Origin of the sequence: Roseobacter weihaiensis (assembly GCF_020622345.1) — a bacterium.
Taxonomy (GTDB): domain Bacteria; phylum Pseudomonadota; class Alphaproteobacteria; order Rhodobacterales; family Rhodobacteraceae; genus Roseobacter; species Roseobacter weihaiensis.
Genome location: NZ_JACNMO010000023.1, coordinates 70,518 through 86,461 on the forward strand (window position 1 = coordinate 70,518; position 15,944 = coordinate 86,461).

Here is a 15,944-nt window from a genome sequence, read left to right on the forward strand (position 1 = left end):
GCGGGCTCAGGAGGGCGGGACGGCTTTGGCCTGGCCCGTGGTTGGCACCTCCCGCGCCGCTGGCGGCAGGACATCAGAGAGCCCCCCCGGCGGCGGGATGTCTTCCGCAGGATCGGACAGACGCCGCACCGGGATCGTGTCATTGGGACCGGGTGCCTCCAGCACAACCTCCAGCACGTCGCCGCCTTTGATCAGATCGTCGCGGCTGACCGGAAAGGTTGTCGTCATGCCGTCAGGGCCCGTTCTGGTGATCTGCAGGTCTGGCGGGTCCAAGCTCGAAAGCTCGACCAGACCGTTGCCCGTGCGCGTCGCCTCGGCAAAAAGGGCCGCCTCCGTCTCCATTCTGATCCGCAGCTCGCCGATGGCGGCCCGCTGATCCTGCAGCCCCTGAACCCGTTCCCGGCTGCGCGTATTGGTCAGATCCAGACGGTCCCGGCGCGTCTCGTTGAGCTGTTGTTCAGCGTTCAGCCGGGCTGTTTCAACCTCGAGAAGCCGCACCTGCTGGTCAGCCACTTCGCGCTGCAGACCGCTTTGGCGCGCAACGGTGGAAAAGCCGCGTTCCACCAGACTGATGGCATTTTCGAGTTCTTCCTCCAGCAAGACAAGCTGCTTCTGGCGCAGGTCGGCCTGCGTGTTCAACCGGTTGATCCGCTCCACCAGCAGGGCTTCCAGCTCGTCGATCTGAGCGAGATTGGATGCAAAGGCCGACTGCTGAGATTGCATGATCCGCCGTTCCTGTTCGATCAACTCGGGGCCCAGTGCCGCCGCCAAAAGCTCTTCTGGCGGGTCCATATCCGTACCTGCTTCCTCGGCCTCGAGCCGGGTCCGAGTCGCCAGCCGGCGCAGCAGTTCCAACTCCATCACCCGGTAACTGCCCAGTGAGTCCAGCGCGTTGCGCTCGCCCCGCACAAGCGTTGCGTTCGCCCGGTCGATCCCGCCTGCCAGGCTGAGCGCCTGCAGGACCGTCATGCGGGCGGCGTGGGGATAGGCCCCGGGGGCGCGGACATCGCCCAACACATAGACAGGCGCAAACTCCGTGATGGTCACGATGGCCTGCACCTCGCCGCGCAGGCCCAACCGCTCCTGTACCCGCTGAGCAATAGAGGCCCCCAGTTCATCGGGCGTCATATCGGTGGCTTGCAGGCTGCCGATCAGGGGCAGGGTCACGGTCCCCGTCGTGCTGATCGGGAAAGAGCCTCCAATGGCCTCCCAATCCGTGTAGGTTTCCTGAACAGGATCCCAGCGCCCGACCCGGATCTCGATGGTCTGCTGCGGGGCCAGGGTTTCCATCGCCGCAGGGCCGTCGTCTGTCTGGGCACTGGTGTGCGTGGGGCCGACCAGCAGCAGCGCCAGCGCGAACAGGGTCGCGACAAGAACCCGCCGCGCTGACAACTGCCGGGAATGGGGATCATCATGCATTGATCTCAAGCTCCTCATAGCTGCCGGGGTTGATGTAGCGACGCGCTGTTGCAAGCGTCGCATCTTCCAGCACGGTGGTGGCAAGACTGTCGCGAAATTTGGGGTGATCCATCAGCGCATCGCTGATAAAACCGGGCAGGACCTTCCCCCAGGGAATACGCAGCAGTGTGGTGTCATAGCACCAGGCATGCGGGTCCGACCGGTTTGCATCGCTGATCGGTCTTAAGGCAACAATCACAAAGCTGAACTCATTGCGCAAATCCTTGGCCAGCAATGTAAAGTCAAAACCATGAACGCCAGCGCTCTTTGCGTCGGACCAGTTGTCCAGCACGTTTGGCAGGCTCACGGTCTCAATGCCACTCTCTTTTTTGCCGGGCGCGGTTGCGTGTGATGGCTCCTCGTGGATCACCAGCACACGCCGCGTTCCGTTGCGCGACAGGTGGGCTGCCAGCTCGGCGGGCAACAGGCGCGGGTCTTCGAGACCCTGCGACAGGGGCGCCATGCCGATCAGCAGACCACTCGCGGGTTGCAGGTTGGCTTCACAGGCCTGCGCCAGCCGCTCCAGCGTACGCGACCGTGCGGCAACCGCGCCCCGGTCGTTCTGGCTCTTGCTCCCGGGCAGCAACCCGGCGCAGTTCACGCAGACCTCCTGGCGCAGGGTCGACACCGTACGGACCGGTTTGGGCAGCAGTTCCCGCGCGGCTCCGATCAGCACACCAATCATGCCCCCCAACAGCATGCCTGCAAAGAGCATGGCCTTCTTTTGCGGGGCGGATGCGCTTTTGGGCACTTCAGCAGGCGAGATGATCTTGATGGAGGCAATGGGAAAGTCCTGCTGCTGCATCGTGACTTCAAGCCGCGCAAGGTAGTCGCGATAGACCAGCGCGTAGGTTTCCGAGATGGCCTGAAGCTGTTGCAGCCTGCCGCGCAGGGCGACGTCTGTCTCTGAGGCGCCGGTTGTCAGGTCCAGGTCGTTACGCAGTGACTGTTCGCGGCTACGCGAGATATTGTAGGCAACGCGGGCGGCCTCTGTCGCCTGTTCCAATTCAACTTCTATGGCTTCACGCATCAAATCGACCCTGCCGCTGAGTTGTTGTGCTTGCGGGTGGTCGGGGCCGAACTGGCTGACCAGACGGCTATAGCGCAGACGGGCATCCAGATAGTCGCGCCGCAGCGCCTCGTTGGTCGCGCTCAATTGCCCTTCCACGAAAGGAACGGTGATGATCTCTTCGCCGTTTCTGGAGCGTTCAAGAAGCGATACCATGCTTTCAAGCTGCGCCTCGGCTTCGGCGGCGTTGGCTGAGGCAGTCATCAGGGCGCTTGCGAGCTCCGATTGCTGCTGTTCTGTCAAAAGGCTGCCGCGCACTTCCACCAAATTATTTGCTGCGCGGAACTCCTGAACAGCGGCGGAGGCGTCGACGCTTTTTTGCTCCAGCACATCCAGTCGCTCGCGCAGCCAGCCTTCGGCCTTGGCGGCGATTTCATTGGCTGTGACCAGTTGAAAGCTTTCATACGCGGACCCGTAGCCGCGCGCGATCATCGCAGCCCGTCTTGGCTGGAAATCGGTAAACCCGATTTCGATGACAAGGCTGCGGCCAGACCGGGAGACGGACAGGCGGTCGCGCAGAATCTGTACGGCCCGATCCCGGTCGGTGACCTCGAGATTGAAATTCAATGTCGCAGCCGCATCTGCGCCGCTTTCGGCACTCTCGGTTCCAGAACCGGCTTCGGAACCGGAGGGGGTGGGGGGTGCGGGCGTCAGCAAGCGTGCCAGCGGGTCGGTGACCAAAGACACAAGCCCGAGCACCTTTTGCGTGGCCCCAACAGGGGGTGAAAGAAAATCGGAATCCTCATCGAGGTTCAACAGATCCACCACCTGATAGGCGAGGGCGCGTGATTTGATGATTTCGATCTCGCTTTGGACGGCGGTGTCAGACCGCACGGCATTCGGCAGGGGAGAGACCTCGTTCAGCAGTTCTGCCCGCTCTTCATCCAGCAATACCGTTTCGACCGCAGTATATCGCGGCACGGAGCCCAGGATCATCAGCACCGCAATCACGATGCCGGTGGTGGCGCATATCGTCGCGATCAGAGCCTGCCTGCGCACCGCGCGCAGAATGCGGCCCACGTCCACACGCGGCTCGTCGCGATACCCTGCGAGCAGATGCGCATTGTCCTTGGTCCAGGTGATGCGGCGCTCCTGCACTAGCTTTGTCATGTTGAAAACTCCGAAAAGATCGAGACGCGATTGGGCACATCGGCAGCCGCCGGAAGGGCCCCAGATGCGGGGAATGTCATTTTTTGCCGGATGGTCATGGGGCAACCCCGCTCAGTTTGCCAAGTGACGGGTGCCGGGGCTGCTGCATGGGTCTGGACAACTGCACCGCGTGCCGGACGCTGCGGTTGTGGTCGAAAAGACGCAGCAGAATGAAGGCCACCAGAAAGGATCCGACCGTGTGCGGTGTTATGAAATCGACCTCTGCGGCGGATCTGACCAGAAACAGGATCGCGAGCCCGGACATCAGCATCAGCGACCCGACGCTGCCGCGCCCCAGCGCGGCACTCAGCGGCATGACGAACAGCAGCAGGCAAAGTCCCACAACCAGGGCCAGCCCGACCAACCCGGTCCCGACGTAGGTTTCGATCAACAGGTTGTGGAAGTGAAACCCGGTTCTTGCTGTGATGTAGAACTCTTCCCAGAGCATCTCTGCGGTGGGGCGACCATGTGTCCAGAAGGCGTTGTACCCCAGACCCAGAACCGGTTTCGCAGCCCCGAATTCAAGGGCCTGGCTCCAGAGATAGGTGCGCCCGGTGAGGCTGGAATCCCGCCCGAAAGCCGCAAGTACCGCGTCAAATGCACCAAGTCGGAGGCTGGCAAATGCCAGCGCGACGCTCCCCGTCAAAACCAGGAATACGACCGTGCGGCGCAGCCAGGGGGCCAGAGACAAAACCACACCCATGAAGATGATCGCGGCAAAGGCCGCGAAGGCCGACAGCAGGGATGTGGCCGAATCCGACAACCACAGCATGACAAAGCCGACACCGGCGGTGAGAAAGGCAAGCGGTTGCAGCGCGCGGCGGCTCTGAAAGATCCACACAAGCGACAAGGAGAAGAGGATCGCCAGCGTCGCAAAATAGCCCAGCTGGTTTTTTGACGAGAAGGCCCCGTTGAAGGCGAAATCTCCATCGATGTAGTCGTAGGAATACCCCCCGTTTGCGGCTGAATAGGCCAGCACGAGAAGACCTCCGATCGTGCCGCCGAGCGCGAGGTTGCCGACGGAGGTGATCCGCGCCGCCACCAGCCCGGCAAAAAACGTGATGCCGTATTGAATTGCGGCCCGCAGGGTGGTGCCGGGCACATCGCTCCACAGGATCGAGAGCGCAAAGAAAAACGGCACAACCAGCAGCAGCAGGACCGGTCCCGGTCGACCCAGCAGGATCCGCGGCGCCATCACGAAAGGCGCAAGCCAGCAGGCGTAAAAAGCAAGAATGGAGATCGGGCCGAAGTTGACGGAATAGGCAAAGACGATCATCGAAAGCACAATGGCGGGCACGGCGAAGACCGCGTTCTGCTCGGGATCGACAATTCTGGCCTGTCGTATAATCATCTGATCTGCGGCCCACTGCCCGCTGTCACGAAAACCTGCGCAAATCGGAAGCACCGCTTGGGCAGATGGCTGACGAAAAAAACAACACCCCTCGCGCCGTTCGTACCGCTGGATTGCCGGTATTCACAGGCACGACGGCGCACGATCAAAAGATGTATCTTGCTGCGTAAACACAAGGATAACTGGTACGCGAATGCCCTCAAAACGGGCCATAGCTCAAAAAATAGGCGTGGCAGCAACAGGACAGCAGCGCCAAGCCGCACGGGAATCCTTCTGCTGTGCCGGTTGACCGCGCGGTGCGGCGTTGCGCTGCTCAGAGCCTGCGGGCGCTGATCTGGCATCGCATGCACCAAAGGCGCGGTCCCGATGGGGCTCTTCATTGCGCCACGTCGACCCCATCACGGCAGAGCACTGATTGTTCAAAGGCGCAGTCCGTGCCCAGTTCGGTGTACCCGAGCCAGTCAACCTCAAGGGTCTGCGGTGCAGATGCCGGATCAAATCGACCCATCCATTCAACAAGCGTCTCTGTTGACCAGAGGCTGAGGTAAATCTTTTTCGGATCATCCGGCAGAACGCCGCCGCGTTGATCGCGGATCAACTCGCCATCGATATACCAGCGAATCCTGTCAGGCTCCCAGATGAACGCGAAATTCCGGAACGCACCATCGTCGGGCATCGGCAGCAAATCCTCGTTTTTGCTGTTGGTGGGGATATGGAAATTGGTCTGCAGCGTCGGTTCTTGCGGGGCGATGAATTCGAAATCAATCTCATTGTGGGGCCGCTCCTGCGGTGCCCCGATGAAGGTAAAGAGATTTGCATTCATGCCGCGCGCATATGGCACCTTCATCCGCGCCTCATATGTGCCATAGCCAAAGCGCGCCCGCGTCTGTATCTCGCTGCAGCTCAGATCGTGGTCCTCTTTGGCATCGGCGGTGAGCGACAGCAGCAGCTTGCCGTCCTCGATGGCAACGCGATCCCTGTGCCACAAGCAGCTTTGATGGTCGCCGTTCGCCCAACCACTGGAAATGAACCATCTGTCGCTGTCGATCCTGTCGAACGGATCAAAGAAGGAAGTATCCTCTTGCGCTGCGACCGCAGAGGGTGCCGCCAGACAAACTGCAAGGGCGACTGCTGACAGGAAAGCCTGTCGTCGATAGCTTTTCATATCTTGCATCATCCTGTTTTGGAAAAGCGTTTTGCTCGCCTCAAAAGTTAAATCCCGCAACACCCCCACACAAACAACAAAGGCCGGGATACGCGGCAATTCGCCGAGGTGCCTCAAGCGGATGCACCCGGTGCGGCGCTGCATCTTTTTCGGGCAGATTTCAGGCTGGCTGCGTCATTGCGAAAAGCCCGGCCAATGTTGGCTCAAGTCCTTGCCGAGGAGTTTGGAAAGCCCGGCATTACGGTCTGAAAGATGCTGGCAGAGATATGCGCGTGTTTTTGCTCGCATGTCGGAGGGGGGGTGGTCTTCGGTCAAAACGCGCCGAGAGATGAAGCGGAACCAGCGCCGATATGCTTTATGTGCGATCCGTGAAGACAAGGGGACGTTCCCCTTGAAATGCCGCGCGTATCGGTGACGCACCAGAATTCGCCCCACACGGTTCAGGCGCAGCAGCGTTTCCGCCCTTGCAGGGTATTTGGTCCTGTTGTGCCATGTCTCGACCGTTTCGACGGACATGGGCGACAGTCCAAGAAATTCTGTGACGCCATTCATGACGGACTGCTGATCTGACTTGAATTCCTCAAACAACACAACATGGACGCGGGCAGGTCCGAGGGCATCGTAAAAGCTGCGCAGACGTGGCGCGTAGGTTGATCCTAGGATGATCGAAGGCTCGTTGCTCAGCGCTTTTTCAAAGGACTGACACGTCCGCCCGCTGCGCAGCAGGTGCCAGTATTGGGAAAAAGCACGTTTGACCGGATCGCGCAGCATAAAGATCACCTTGACCTTCGGGTCCGTGGCCTGGATGCGGAACGCCGCCACGTCCGACATCAGATAGGTCGTGGTATCTTCACCAATCAGGCAGCCTTGGGGCGCTTCGGCAAATCGGTTTTCATAGAAGTCGCGAACCGCAGGGTCCCTGGGATCGCGCCAGGAAAGATCGGACCCGTCCATCTCCAGAAAATCGCCATGCGCGATCGGGTCGTCCACGTCAAAGAAGTAAAGCTCGTTCTTGGCCACCCAGGCTTCGGGGTGCTGGTCGAGAATCTGATGAAGCGATGTCGTGCCACATTTTGGCGCCCCTCCGATGATGAAATCCGGTGTCATGAATACGCTCGGGCTCCCCGAATATTGCAGGCCGGCAAGGCTGCCGACCTCATTACTGGTCCACATCCCGGACGCAAGTTGCAACCTTGGCGAGAAGCCGTCAGCGGCAGACCGCCGTTCGAATGCTTTCTCCTGCCTCTTCATTGGGCGGTAAACATGTGTTTTCAGAAGTGTTGCAGCCCCTGATCCGGGCCGGTCCGGAGTAACTGTCGTCTGTTTCTGCGGGTCGGGGTACGGCCAAGGCCTCTGGCGTGGATCAGACCGCGTGACATGGCCCGGACTGCGGGAAATACCCGAACCCGCCGCGGGGCAATATGTGTGGTCTGCGGCCCGTCACTGGTTCGGGTCGCAACGATGAGAGGGCGGGCGACATAAGCTAGTTGACGCCAGCACCTTGGCGCCACCGGAACGCCATGTGGGGCGTCATTCCGGCTTCGGTGTCATCGGCGGTCGTATCTGGCTGGCCACGTCTCTCATTAAAATTGCCCGGTTTGCGCGCCATGTGTGCCTCCAGCAAATTGCGAGGGCCAAGTGCAGCAGCGCTGGGGGGCAAGCCGTAACAAAAGCTTTGCAAGCCTAACAAATGATCGCATTCCCGCAGCAAATACCACGAGGGAAGGAGAATATGACACCAGGTGTTTTCCGACATAGCCCTTCGCTCCACGGCAGGAGTATTTTCTCCTGACCAGCAGGTGGCCTGCTGGATACAAGACAACTTCGGGACATAAACTGCCGGTTATCTGTGGCATCATTAACCGGTCGTCAGTGCTTCGTCCCTAAGGTGGATTTTGTCAAAGGTTTTTAGTTAAGAGTTAAAGGGGTACCACTGTGGGCTTTCGTTTTTTGGTTTCATTGGTATTTGCGCTTGGTGTTTTGGCTGGGTGCACTGAGGCTGTGCCTCGCGATCAAAGTGCGCGCATCCTGACCATGGGCGACAGTATGCTGGCCTGGCATGGCAACTCGGACGGAGCAGTATCAGACGTGGTCGAAGATATTCTGGGAGAGCCGGTTGTCGACCGTTCAGTGGTCGGCGCCCGGGTTTTCTATAGCTTGCCAATCAGCGGTGCCATGGGCATGAATATTTCAAAGCAATACCGTCCCGGCGCATGGGAATGGGTCATTCTGAACGGCGGAGGTAATGATCTTTGGTTCGGTTGCGGATGTCGTGCCTGTGATGAAAAGATGTCGCGCATGATCAGCCCTGATGGGAACACGGGTACGGTGCCTGAACTGGTTTCCAGTATCCGACGGACAGGGGCGCGCGTGATTTACGTAGGCTATCTTCGCAGTCCTGGAGTGGGCTCGATGATTGAGCATTGCCGCGAAGAAGGTGATGAATTTGAGCGGCGGATCGCGCAAATGGCGGCAGCAGACCCTGGTGTACACTTTGTCTCTTTGGCGGATCTGGTGCCGCACGGGGACCGGTCGTATCATTCCTTTGATATGATCCACCCGTCCACCAAGGCGAGCCGCAAAATCGCGCAGCGGATCGCGGCGGTTATTCGCTGAGAAACGGTTTGCCTGGCAGAGATATGCGCCCGATCTGGGCGAGTGTCAGGCTTGCCTCCTCTGCCAGAAGACGCCACATCTGTGACAATCCGTCTCTTCCGCCGGCCGCGATTGCAAACTGCATGGCCCGCCCGAAAAAGACGAAATCAGCGCCCATGTGGTACGCTTTTACGATATCCTCACCGCTGCGCAGGCCGGTGTCGTAGAAAAGCGGGAATGTCGGTCCGATGGCATCGCGAATGCGTCTGAGAGCCAGAATCGGCGGTGGGGCGCAGTCAAGCTGCCGCCCTCCGTGGGTCGAGACCTGGATCGCATTGGCACCTTCTTCTCTCAGGCGCAGCGCATCATCGACGTCCGTCACCCCCTTGACGACGAGGTTCCCGTCCCATGTGTCGCGCAGGCGCTTGAAAAAATCCCAGTTTGCGGCGGCCCGGCTTTCGGTTCGGTCAAAAGTGAAGCCGGGGGTCTTGAAATTCGCCAGATCAGGGGCGCCGGCCATCAGGCTTGCTATCGACCACCTTGGATGAAGCGCGAAGTCAAGAAACTGTAGAGCACCGATCCGAAACGGCATCTTGAACCCGCGCCGCAATTCGCGAGGCCGTCTGCCGACCTCCGGGACGTCCAATGTCATGATGAGGGTCTTGTACCCGGCAGCCTTTGCCCGCTCGACCAGCTTGGCCGTTCCGCTGCCATCCCCCGAAAAATACAACTGAAACCAGGCGTGCCCCTGGGCTTCTTCGATCATCGTCTCCAAAGCGGTGGAAGCGACGGTTGAAACCCCGACCGGCACCTGATGTTTTGCCGCGATACGCGCCAACATCACATCCGCACCGGGGGCCGACAGATTGCACATCCCCATCGGGCTGATCCCGAAAGGCACCTGGCCGGTGTGGTCAAAGACCTGCACACCCAGATCCCTGCGGGACACATCAACCAGGACGCGCGGTTGCAGCTCAATGCCTTGCAGGGCCGCGAGATTGCGGGCTTCTGCCACACCGTTTCCCGCGGCCCCGTCGATGTAGTCGAACACCATCCATGGCAGACGCCGGCGCGCGATACGACGCGCGTCTTCGTAGGAATGGATGGTGTTCCCCCCTCCCAAGGATCAGGCCTGAACCGATTTCATGAAGCGGTCGCGGATAATCACCGGGTCCATGGTGATCACCGGCATCTTGGCGTTGCCGCTGTCGCATTTGACCACCATGATGGTCATCTCACCGCTGTCGAGGGCTTCTTGCAGAACCCGCCCGGTATCCACGTCCTGACATTCGATCACCCGCTCGCAGCCGCAGGCCTCGGCCACTTTGGCCAGCGAGGTCTTCTTGCCGGTATAGGTCGGCTGATCGCCGGTCGAGCCATAAGAGCCGTTGTCGATAATCATCAGGATAAAGTTATTGGCGACGTTGTTCGCAATCGTCGGCAAGGTCCCCATGTTGGTCAGGACCGATCCGTCGCCGTCGATGGCAATCACCGGTTTGGGCTGGGCCAGCGCCACGCCAAGCCCAATCGAAGACGCCAGACCCATTGTGCCGAGCATGTAGAAATTAGTGGGTTGGTCATCAATCGCATGCAGCTCTTGTGACGGGATGCCAATGTTGCAGACCACAAGGTGGTCGCGCAGGATGGGCGCGATTTCGCGCAGGATTTCGGAACGGATCATTGGTCGCCATAGCCTCCCCAGAAGGACGCATCCGTCAGGATCGCCACAGGTTTGTTGCACATAAAGGTGTATTTCAGAATTTCCGGCAGCTCATCCGCATCCGATTCCTTGTGAAAGTGATAGGTCGGGATCAGCATCTGGCTCAGCAGCGCCTTGGTATGGACCGCCATTTCGACCTGGCAGGCCACGGGCTCACGCAGCTCGCCGCGATAGGAGATCAGCATCGGCAGTGGCATCCGGTAGTATTGCGTCAAGGTCGCCAGCGTGTTGATGGTCACACCAATGGCCGTGTTTTGCATGATGATCGCGGGTTTCTTGCCCCCCATGAAAGCGCCGGCGCACAGGCCCATGCCTTCGTCTTCTTTGTTTGACGGGATGTGATAGATCTCTGGACGGGTGTCGACTTCATCGATGACCCCGGCGAGCTGTTTGCAGGGTACGGTGGTGATGAAATCAACGCCTTCTGCGACGAAATCATCCACAATTTTTGAGCTGATGGACACGTATGGCTACTCCTCGTGTGCGGGTTGGTCAGAATTCAACGGGTTTACGCCCGCTCTCAGCGCAGGACGACAACGGTGCAATGGGCGTGGCGGACGATGCGGGACGCGGTGGAGCCCAGAAAGAAATCGCTCAGCCCCGGTTTATGCGAGCCCATGATGATGCAGTCCGCGCCCTGTTCCTTGGCGAAATCTGTGATCGCCCGCCCGGAGTGACCGTTGATAAGCACGGCTTTTGCCTCCGGGACATCCAGGACGCGCTCCTGAAGCCGTTTTTCGGCGTTCTGGCGCGCACGCACCATGTCTTCTTCGGAGACGTAAGCGCTGACCGTCCCGCTCGGTGTTTCATAGACATGGAGCGCGATAATCTCGCCGCCCGGGTCGAGCAGCAGCTTTGCCTTGGCGAGCGCTGTTTCGCTGATGCCATGGTCCAGTGCGAGCGATACGATGATCTTTTTGTACATGGTAGGTCCTTTCGGTCGGAGCGGTCTGTCAGTCGGTGGCATGCTCGGGAATGAGAACGATCTTGGGGGCGGCCACCTGACCCGATCTGATGTCTTCGAAAGCGCGTTGCCCGTCGCACAGGGGGCGTGTTTCTATCCAGTCGAGCGCGCCCAGGCGGGCGCCGAAAATCGCGGCTGCGGTCTCTGCGAAATCCTGCGCGGTGTAGGTGTAAGTGCCGATAAAGGTGATCTCCTGTAATGTCATGCGACGGACGTCGAGACCGCCGGAGGCTTCTCCCAATCCGATATGGGCGATTACCCCGCCGGCCCGCGCCAAGGCGCTGGCGCTGGCACGGGTCGCTGCATACCCCACGCCGTCAATGACGCAATCCACCGTACCCTTTGCGGGCATGCCGCTGTCACCGGGCGCACAGACGTCAAAGCCGTCAACACCCGCAAGCGTCTCCCGCCGCAACGCATTTGGTTCAATGAGCGTGATATCCGTGGCCCCCTGGGCGCGCAGCGATAGTGCCGCGCCGACACCGATTGCCCCGCCACCGATGACCGCACAGGTCAATCCGGTGAAGTCGCTGCCCAAAATGCCGCGGGCGAGCCGCGCACCATGCCAGCCGCAGGCAATCGGTTCCGCCAGCGCCGCCTTGCGCAGATCGACGCCCTCCGGCACGGTGATGAGGTTGCGCTCGGGCATGCAGACAAAGTCGGCGAAAGCACCCTCGCGCGGGGGCATCGAAATGATCTGGCGGTTGGCGCAGAGGTTTTCACGGCCCGCTTTGCAGTCGCGGCATTCAAGGCAGGTGACCAGCGGGTTGATGGTGACGCGCCGTCCGTCTTGCGCACCGCCGACAACAACGCCTGCCGCCTCGTGGCCCAGTGTCAGCGGGGCAGGGCGCCGCTCATCATGCCCCACAAAGGCGTGCATGTCGGATCCGCAGATTCCGGAGGCGAGAATACGCACAAGCACTTCGCCCGGTGCCGGCGTGGGCGTGGGCCTGTCCTGATAGGTCAGTTCCTCGACATCGGTGTAGACCAGTGCTTTCATTTCGCTGTGAAACCTCCGTCGACAAAAAGGGTTTGCCCGGTGACATAATCCGAGGCGGGAGAGCAGAAGAACATCAAGGGCCCGTCCAGATCAGCGGGTTCCCCGTTGCGACCCACACAGGTCTGATCCGCGTTGCGCTGTGCGAGGGCCGGATCGGCAAAAACAGGGCCTGTCAGTTCGGTCCGGAAAAAGCCGGGGGCAACCGCATTTGCGGTGATCCCATGGCTGGACCAGGCTTCGGCCATAGCGCGGGTCATCTGCTCCACCCCGCCCTTGGAGGCCCCGTAGGCAATGCCGTTGGGAAAGGCGCGCTGCGACTGCAGAGAGGCAAAGTTTATGATCCGCCCCCAGCCCTTGGCTTTCATGCCGGTCACCAGCGACTGAGCCAGAAAGAACGGCGCCGCAAGGTTCAGATCAAGTGTGACGTCCCAGCCATCTTCCGTGACCTCATCCGCGTGTTGTCGGGTGTTGATGCCCGCTGCATTGATCAGAATATCGACGGGCCCAAACGGCGTGCAGACCGCGTGTGCGACCGCTTTCAGCCCCTGTCTGTCGGCCAGGTTCGCCGAGACGCAGGCGGTCTCACCCTGCGTGTCCGCGCGCCACGCGGCGAGCTCTTCCGCGCGCCGGGCGACACCGATAACACGGGCGCCGGACGCTGCCAGAAGCGACGCCGCCGCCCGGCCAAGACCTGAACTCGCCCCCGTCACACAAGCCACTTTCCCCGAGACGTCAAAGAGCGCAGACACCGGCTTCAGTCTACCGCCGAAAGGTCAAAGTTCTCATGCGGGAAATACTTGTGAAGCCGGGCATCTGCGGCGCGGGCATGCCCTTCCATCCCCTCAAGTCTAGAAATGCGCGCCGTTGCCTCCGCTACAGGCCGGGCGCCTTCGCGGGTCGAGCGCTGCCAGGTCACGATTTTCATGTATTTGTGCACAGACAGGCCGCCGGTGTATTTGGCCGACTGAGATGTCGGCAGAACGTGGTTGGTGCCCGAGGCCTTGTCGCCGAAGGACACGGTTGTCTCCTCTCCCAGAAAAAGCGATCCGTAGCATTGCAGGCGCTCAAGCCACCAGGTAAGGTCGTTCGCCTGCACTGTCAGATGCTCGGGGGCATAGTCGTCTGAACAGGCTGCCATCTCTTCGCGGTCAGCACAAACGATGACCTCCGCGTAGTCACGCCAGGCGGCCTCCGCGTTGGTGCGGTTCAACTCTGGGAGGTCCGCGATAAGCTCCGGCACCAGGGTCATGACTTTCGCAGCCAGATCGCGATTGTCCGTGACCAGCCAAACGGGGGAGTTATAGCCGTGCTCTGCCTGGCTGACGAGATCGGTGGCAACGATGAACGGGTCCGCGTTGGCGTCTGCCAGGATCAGGCTGTCGGTGGGTCCCGCGATCATGTCGATCCCCACACGGCCAAACAGAATGCGCTTGGCTTCGGCGACAAACTGATTTCCCGGCCCCACGAGAATGTCGGCTTTCGGCAGCCCGAACAGCCCGAAAGTCATCGCTGCAACCCCTTGAACGCCACCCATCGACAGGATTTTATCCGCGCCGCAGAGGTTCGCCGCATAGATGATCGCAGGGGCAATGCCAACATCCGGACGGGGGGGAGAGCAGGCAGCGATATGCTCGCATCCCGCGACCTTGGCCGTTGTCACCGTCATGATCGCGCTCGCAATGTGGCTGTAGCGACCGCCTGGAACATAGCACCCCGCCGCACGCACCGGGATTGCCCGCTGACCTGCGATCAGGCCTGGCACGACCTCCAGCTCAACATCCGTCATGGTGGATTTCTGAACTTCTGCAAAACGCCGGACGTTGTCATGGGCAAACGCAATGTCATCTTTGAGTTTCTTGCTGACCCGCGCGCTCGCGGCTTCGATCTCATGCTCCGTCAGGACGACGTTGCCTTTGTAGTTATCGAACTTCTCTGCATATCTCAGGGCAGCCGCATCACCGCCGCGTTCGATATCGGCAAGAATTTTTTGCACGGTCTCACGCACATCCCCGGCGTCCGTCATTGCGGTTTTTGCAGCTTTTTTCAGATAATCACGGGCCATTGCGCATCTCCAACTGGTGGTCTTTTGTCAGGATGAGGAGCAAGCGCACAGCACTAGCCTCATGGGAATCCCCCTGTTTTTAGCTGTGTAAGCGCTTGCATCAAGTAATGCAAGCGCTTACAATCGCCAAATGGCAAAAAGATAACGGCAAAGGCGGCCAATCCTTTCGCGCCGCTTTGGAAAGGATTAATAGAGCATCGATGACAAAATCCACTTCGCCAACGTTGGAAGACGTCGCGCGACTTGCAGGTGTTTCCACCGCAAGTATCTCGCGCGCCCTGAACGAGCCGGGAAAAGTTGCCAAGGGCACACGCCAGCGGATCGAAGACGCGATTGAGACGCTCGGGTATACCCCTCATTTTGGCGGCCGCGTCCTGGCCTCAAAGCGGACAAACACAGTTGGTGCGATTATTCCCTCGATGGCAAATGCGATGTTTGCCAATGGCCTTCAGGCGTTTCAGGAGGAACTCGCGCAAGAGGGGGTGACCCTTTTGGTCGCAACAACCGGCTTTGACCCCGATCAGGAGTTTCAGCAGATCAAGTCGCTGGTCGGACAGGGGGCCGATGGTCTGCTGCTGATCGGAAACGCCCGTCCCGAGGCAACCTGGTCTTTCATCGACAAGAGGGACGTCCCCCACGTGGTCTCATGGTGCAGCACCACGCGGCCCGGTCAGCTTCATGTCGGGTTCGACAACGCCAAAGCAGCAGGTGATGCAGCGCGTCAGGCGCTTGCCCTGGGGCACCGGCGCGTGGCGATGATCAGCGGGATTACCGAAGGCAATGACCGGGCTCAGGCACGTCGGGATGGGGTGATTGCGGCTGTCGCAGCCTATGGTCAGGGGGCTCGCCTGACCCATGTCGTGCAGGCGCCCTATCTGCTGGATGATGGCGCAGCGGCCTTAGGCGAAATCATGGCGCAGGCTGAAAAACCCACGGTGGTACTATGTGCAAATGACGCTTTGGCGGCGGGCGCGATGCTCAAGGCACGCGAACTGGGTTTGAGCTTGCCAGAGGACCTTTCTTTTGTTGGCTTTGACGATGTTGGTCTGGCCCGTGTCGTGACGCCGCAACTGGCGACCGTAAGCGTGCCGCAGATCGAGATCGGGCGCAGGGCTGCACAGCTGCTGCTGGGACGTTTGAAGGGGCAGGACGATCTCGTTTCCACCACGTTGGAGACCGAATTCATTCATCGCGCCTCGCTGTGTGCGCCGCGCGACGCTTGACATATCACGTTTTGCGCTTTCTCTGGTGCCTGAAATTTTCTTGCTGGAGGACCCACCCATGATGAAAACCCGCGCTGCTGTTGCTGTTGCTGCCGGTCGGCCTTTGGAGGTTATGGAGGTGACCCTTGAGGGCCCGCGGGCGGGGGAGGTTCTGGTTGAGATCAAGGCGACGGGCCTGTGCCACACCG

The 15,944-nt window shown here is 60.2% G+C and carries 14 protein-coding genes and 1 pseudogene; 3 read left to right on the forward strand and 12 right to left on the reverse strand.

What is annotated here, in order from left to right; translation table 11 throughout:
• Nucleotides 1-6: 6 nt before the first annotated feature.
• The 5 genes from H7847_RS20375 to H7847_RS20395 all read right to left on the reverse strand — a co-directional run bounded on the left by H7847_RS20375 (nt 7) and on the right by H7847_RS20395 (nt 7,299).
• The gene (locus H7847_RS20375; protein ID WP_227271326.1) at nt 7-1,419 is read right to left on the reverse strand and encodes a polysaccharide biosynthesis/export family protein; all 1,413 of its coding nucleotides are present in this window, start codon (nt 1,417-1,419) and stop codon (nt 7-9) included.
• Nucleotides 1,412-3,637, reverse strand: a complete 2,226-nt coding sequence (locus H7847_RS20380) for a GumC family protein (protein WP_227271327.1) — start codon at nt 3,635-3,637, stop codon at nt 1,412-1,414. Before H7847_RS20380 ends, H7847_RS20375 begins: the two co-directional genes overlap by 8 nt.
• 94 nt (nt 3,638-3,731) lie before the next feature.
• Entirely contained in the window at nt 3,732-5,027 is a 1,296-nt protein-coding gene (locus H7847_RS20385) for an O-antigen ligase family protein (RefSeq protein ID WP_227271328.1), read from the reverse strand.
• Between the two features lie 376 nt (nt 5,028-5,403).
• On the reverse strand, nt 5,404-6,192 hold the full coding sequence (locus tag H7847_RS20390) for a family 16 glycosylhydrolase (protein ID WP_227271329.1): 789 nt from the start codon (nt 6,190-6,192) through the stop codon (nt 5,404-5,406).
• 174 nt (nt 6,193-6,366) lie between these two features.
• Nucleotides 6,367-7,299, reverse strand: coding sequence for a sulfotransferase family protein (locus tag H7847_RS20395; RefSeq protein ID WP_227271330.1), 933 nt, complete (start codon nt 7,297-7,299; stop codon nt 6,367-6,369).
• A gap of 828 nt (nt 7,300-8,127) precedes the next feature.
• On the opposite strand from H7847_RS20395, the gene H7847_RS20400 reads away from it, so the two are divergent.
• Nucleotides 8,128-8,808 (forward strand): SGNH/GDSL hydrolase family protein, encoded by a 681-nt coding sequence (locus H7847_RS20400; RefSeq protein WP_227271331.1) that lies wholly within the window; start codon nt 8,128-8,130, stop codon nt 8,806-8,808.
• On the opposite strand, the gene H7847_RS20405 is transcribed toward H7847_RS20400, so the two are convergent.
• Genes H7847_RS20405 through hisD form a run of 7 tightly spaced genes read right to left on the reverse strand, consistent with a single transcriptional unit; the run spans nt 8,798 to nt 14,533 of the window.
• Complete coding sequence (locus H7847_RS20405) at nt 8,798-9,910, reverse strand: alpha-hydroxy acid oxidase (RefSeq protein WP_227271332.1); 1,113 nt, start codon at nt 9,908-9,910, stop codon at nt 8,798-8,800. The genes H7847_RS20400 and H7847_RS20405 overlap by 11 nt on opposite strands.
• Before the next feature lie 3 nt (nt 9,911-9,913).
• The gene (gene comE, locus H7847_RS20410) at nt 9,914-10,468 is read right to left on the reverse strand and encodes a sulfopyruvate decarboxylase subunit beta (protein WP_227271333.1); all 555 of its coding nucleotides are present in this window, start codon (nt 10,466-10,468) and stop codon (nt 9,914-9,916) included.
• Nucleotides 10,465-10,971, reverse strand: coding sequence for a sulfopyruvate decarboxylase subunit alpha (gene comD / locus H7847_RS20415; RefSeq protein WP_227271334.1), 507 nt, complete (start codon nt 10,969-10,971; stop codon nt 10,465-10,467). The genes comE and comD overlap by 4 nt, the downstream gene beginning before the upstream one ends.
• A 56-nt stretch (nt 10,972-11,027) precedes the next feature.
• On the reverse strand, nt 11,028-11,432 hold the full coding sequence (locus H7847_RS20420) for a universal stress protein (RefSeq protein WP_227271335.1): 405 nt from the start codon (nt 11,430-11,432) through the stop codon (nt 11,028-11,030).
• Between the two features lie 28 nt (nt 11,433-11,460).
• Nucleotides 11,461-12,471, reverse strand: coding sequence for an alcohol dehydrogenase catalytic domain-containing protein (locus H7847_RS20425; protein WP_227271336.1), 1,011 nt, complete (start codon nt 12,469-12,471; stop codon nt 11,461-11,463).
• Complete coding sequence (locus H7847_RS20430) at nt 12,468-13,220, reverse strand: SDR family NAD(P)-dependent oxidoreductase (RefSeq protein ID WP_227271337.1); 753 nt, start codon at nt 13,218-13,220, stop codon at nt 12,468-12,470. Before H7847_RS20430 ends, H7847_RS20425 begins: the two co-directional genes overlap by 4 nt.
• A 5-nt stretch (nt 13,221-13,225) precedes the next feature.
• A complete protein-coding gene (gene hisD, locus H7847_RS20435) occupies nt 13,226-14,533 on the reverse strand; it encodes a histidinol dehydrogenase (RefSeq protein ID WP_227271338.1) in 1,308 nt (435 codons plus the stop codon).
• Between the two features lie 200 nt (nt 14,534-14,733).
• Between hisD and H7847_RS20440 the strand changes: the two genes are divergently transcribed.
• Complete coding sequence (locus H7847_RS20440; protein WP_227271339.1) at nt 14,734-15,756, forward strand: LacI family DNA-binding transcriptional regulator; 1,023 nt, start codon at nt 14,734-14,736, stop codon at nt 15,754-15,756.
• 61 nt (nt 15,757-15,817) lie between these two features.
• Nucleotides 15,818-15,944, forward strand: a pseudogene (locus H7847_RS20445) (S-(hydroxymethyl)glutathione dehydrogenase); the annotation flags it as partial.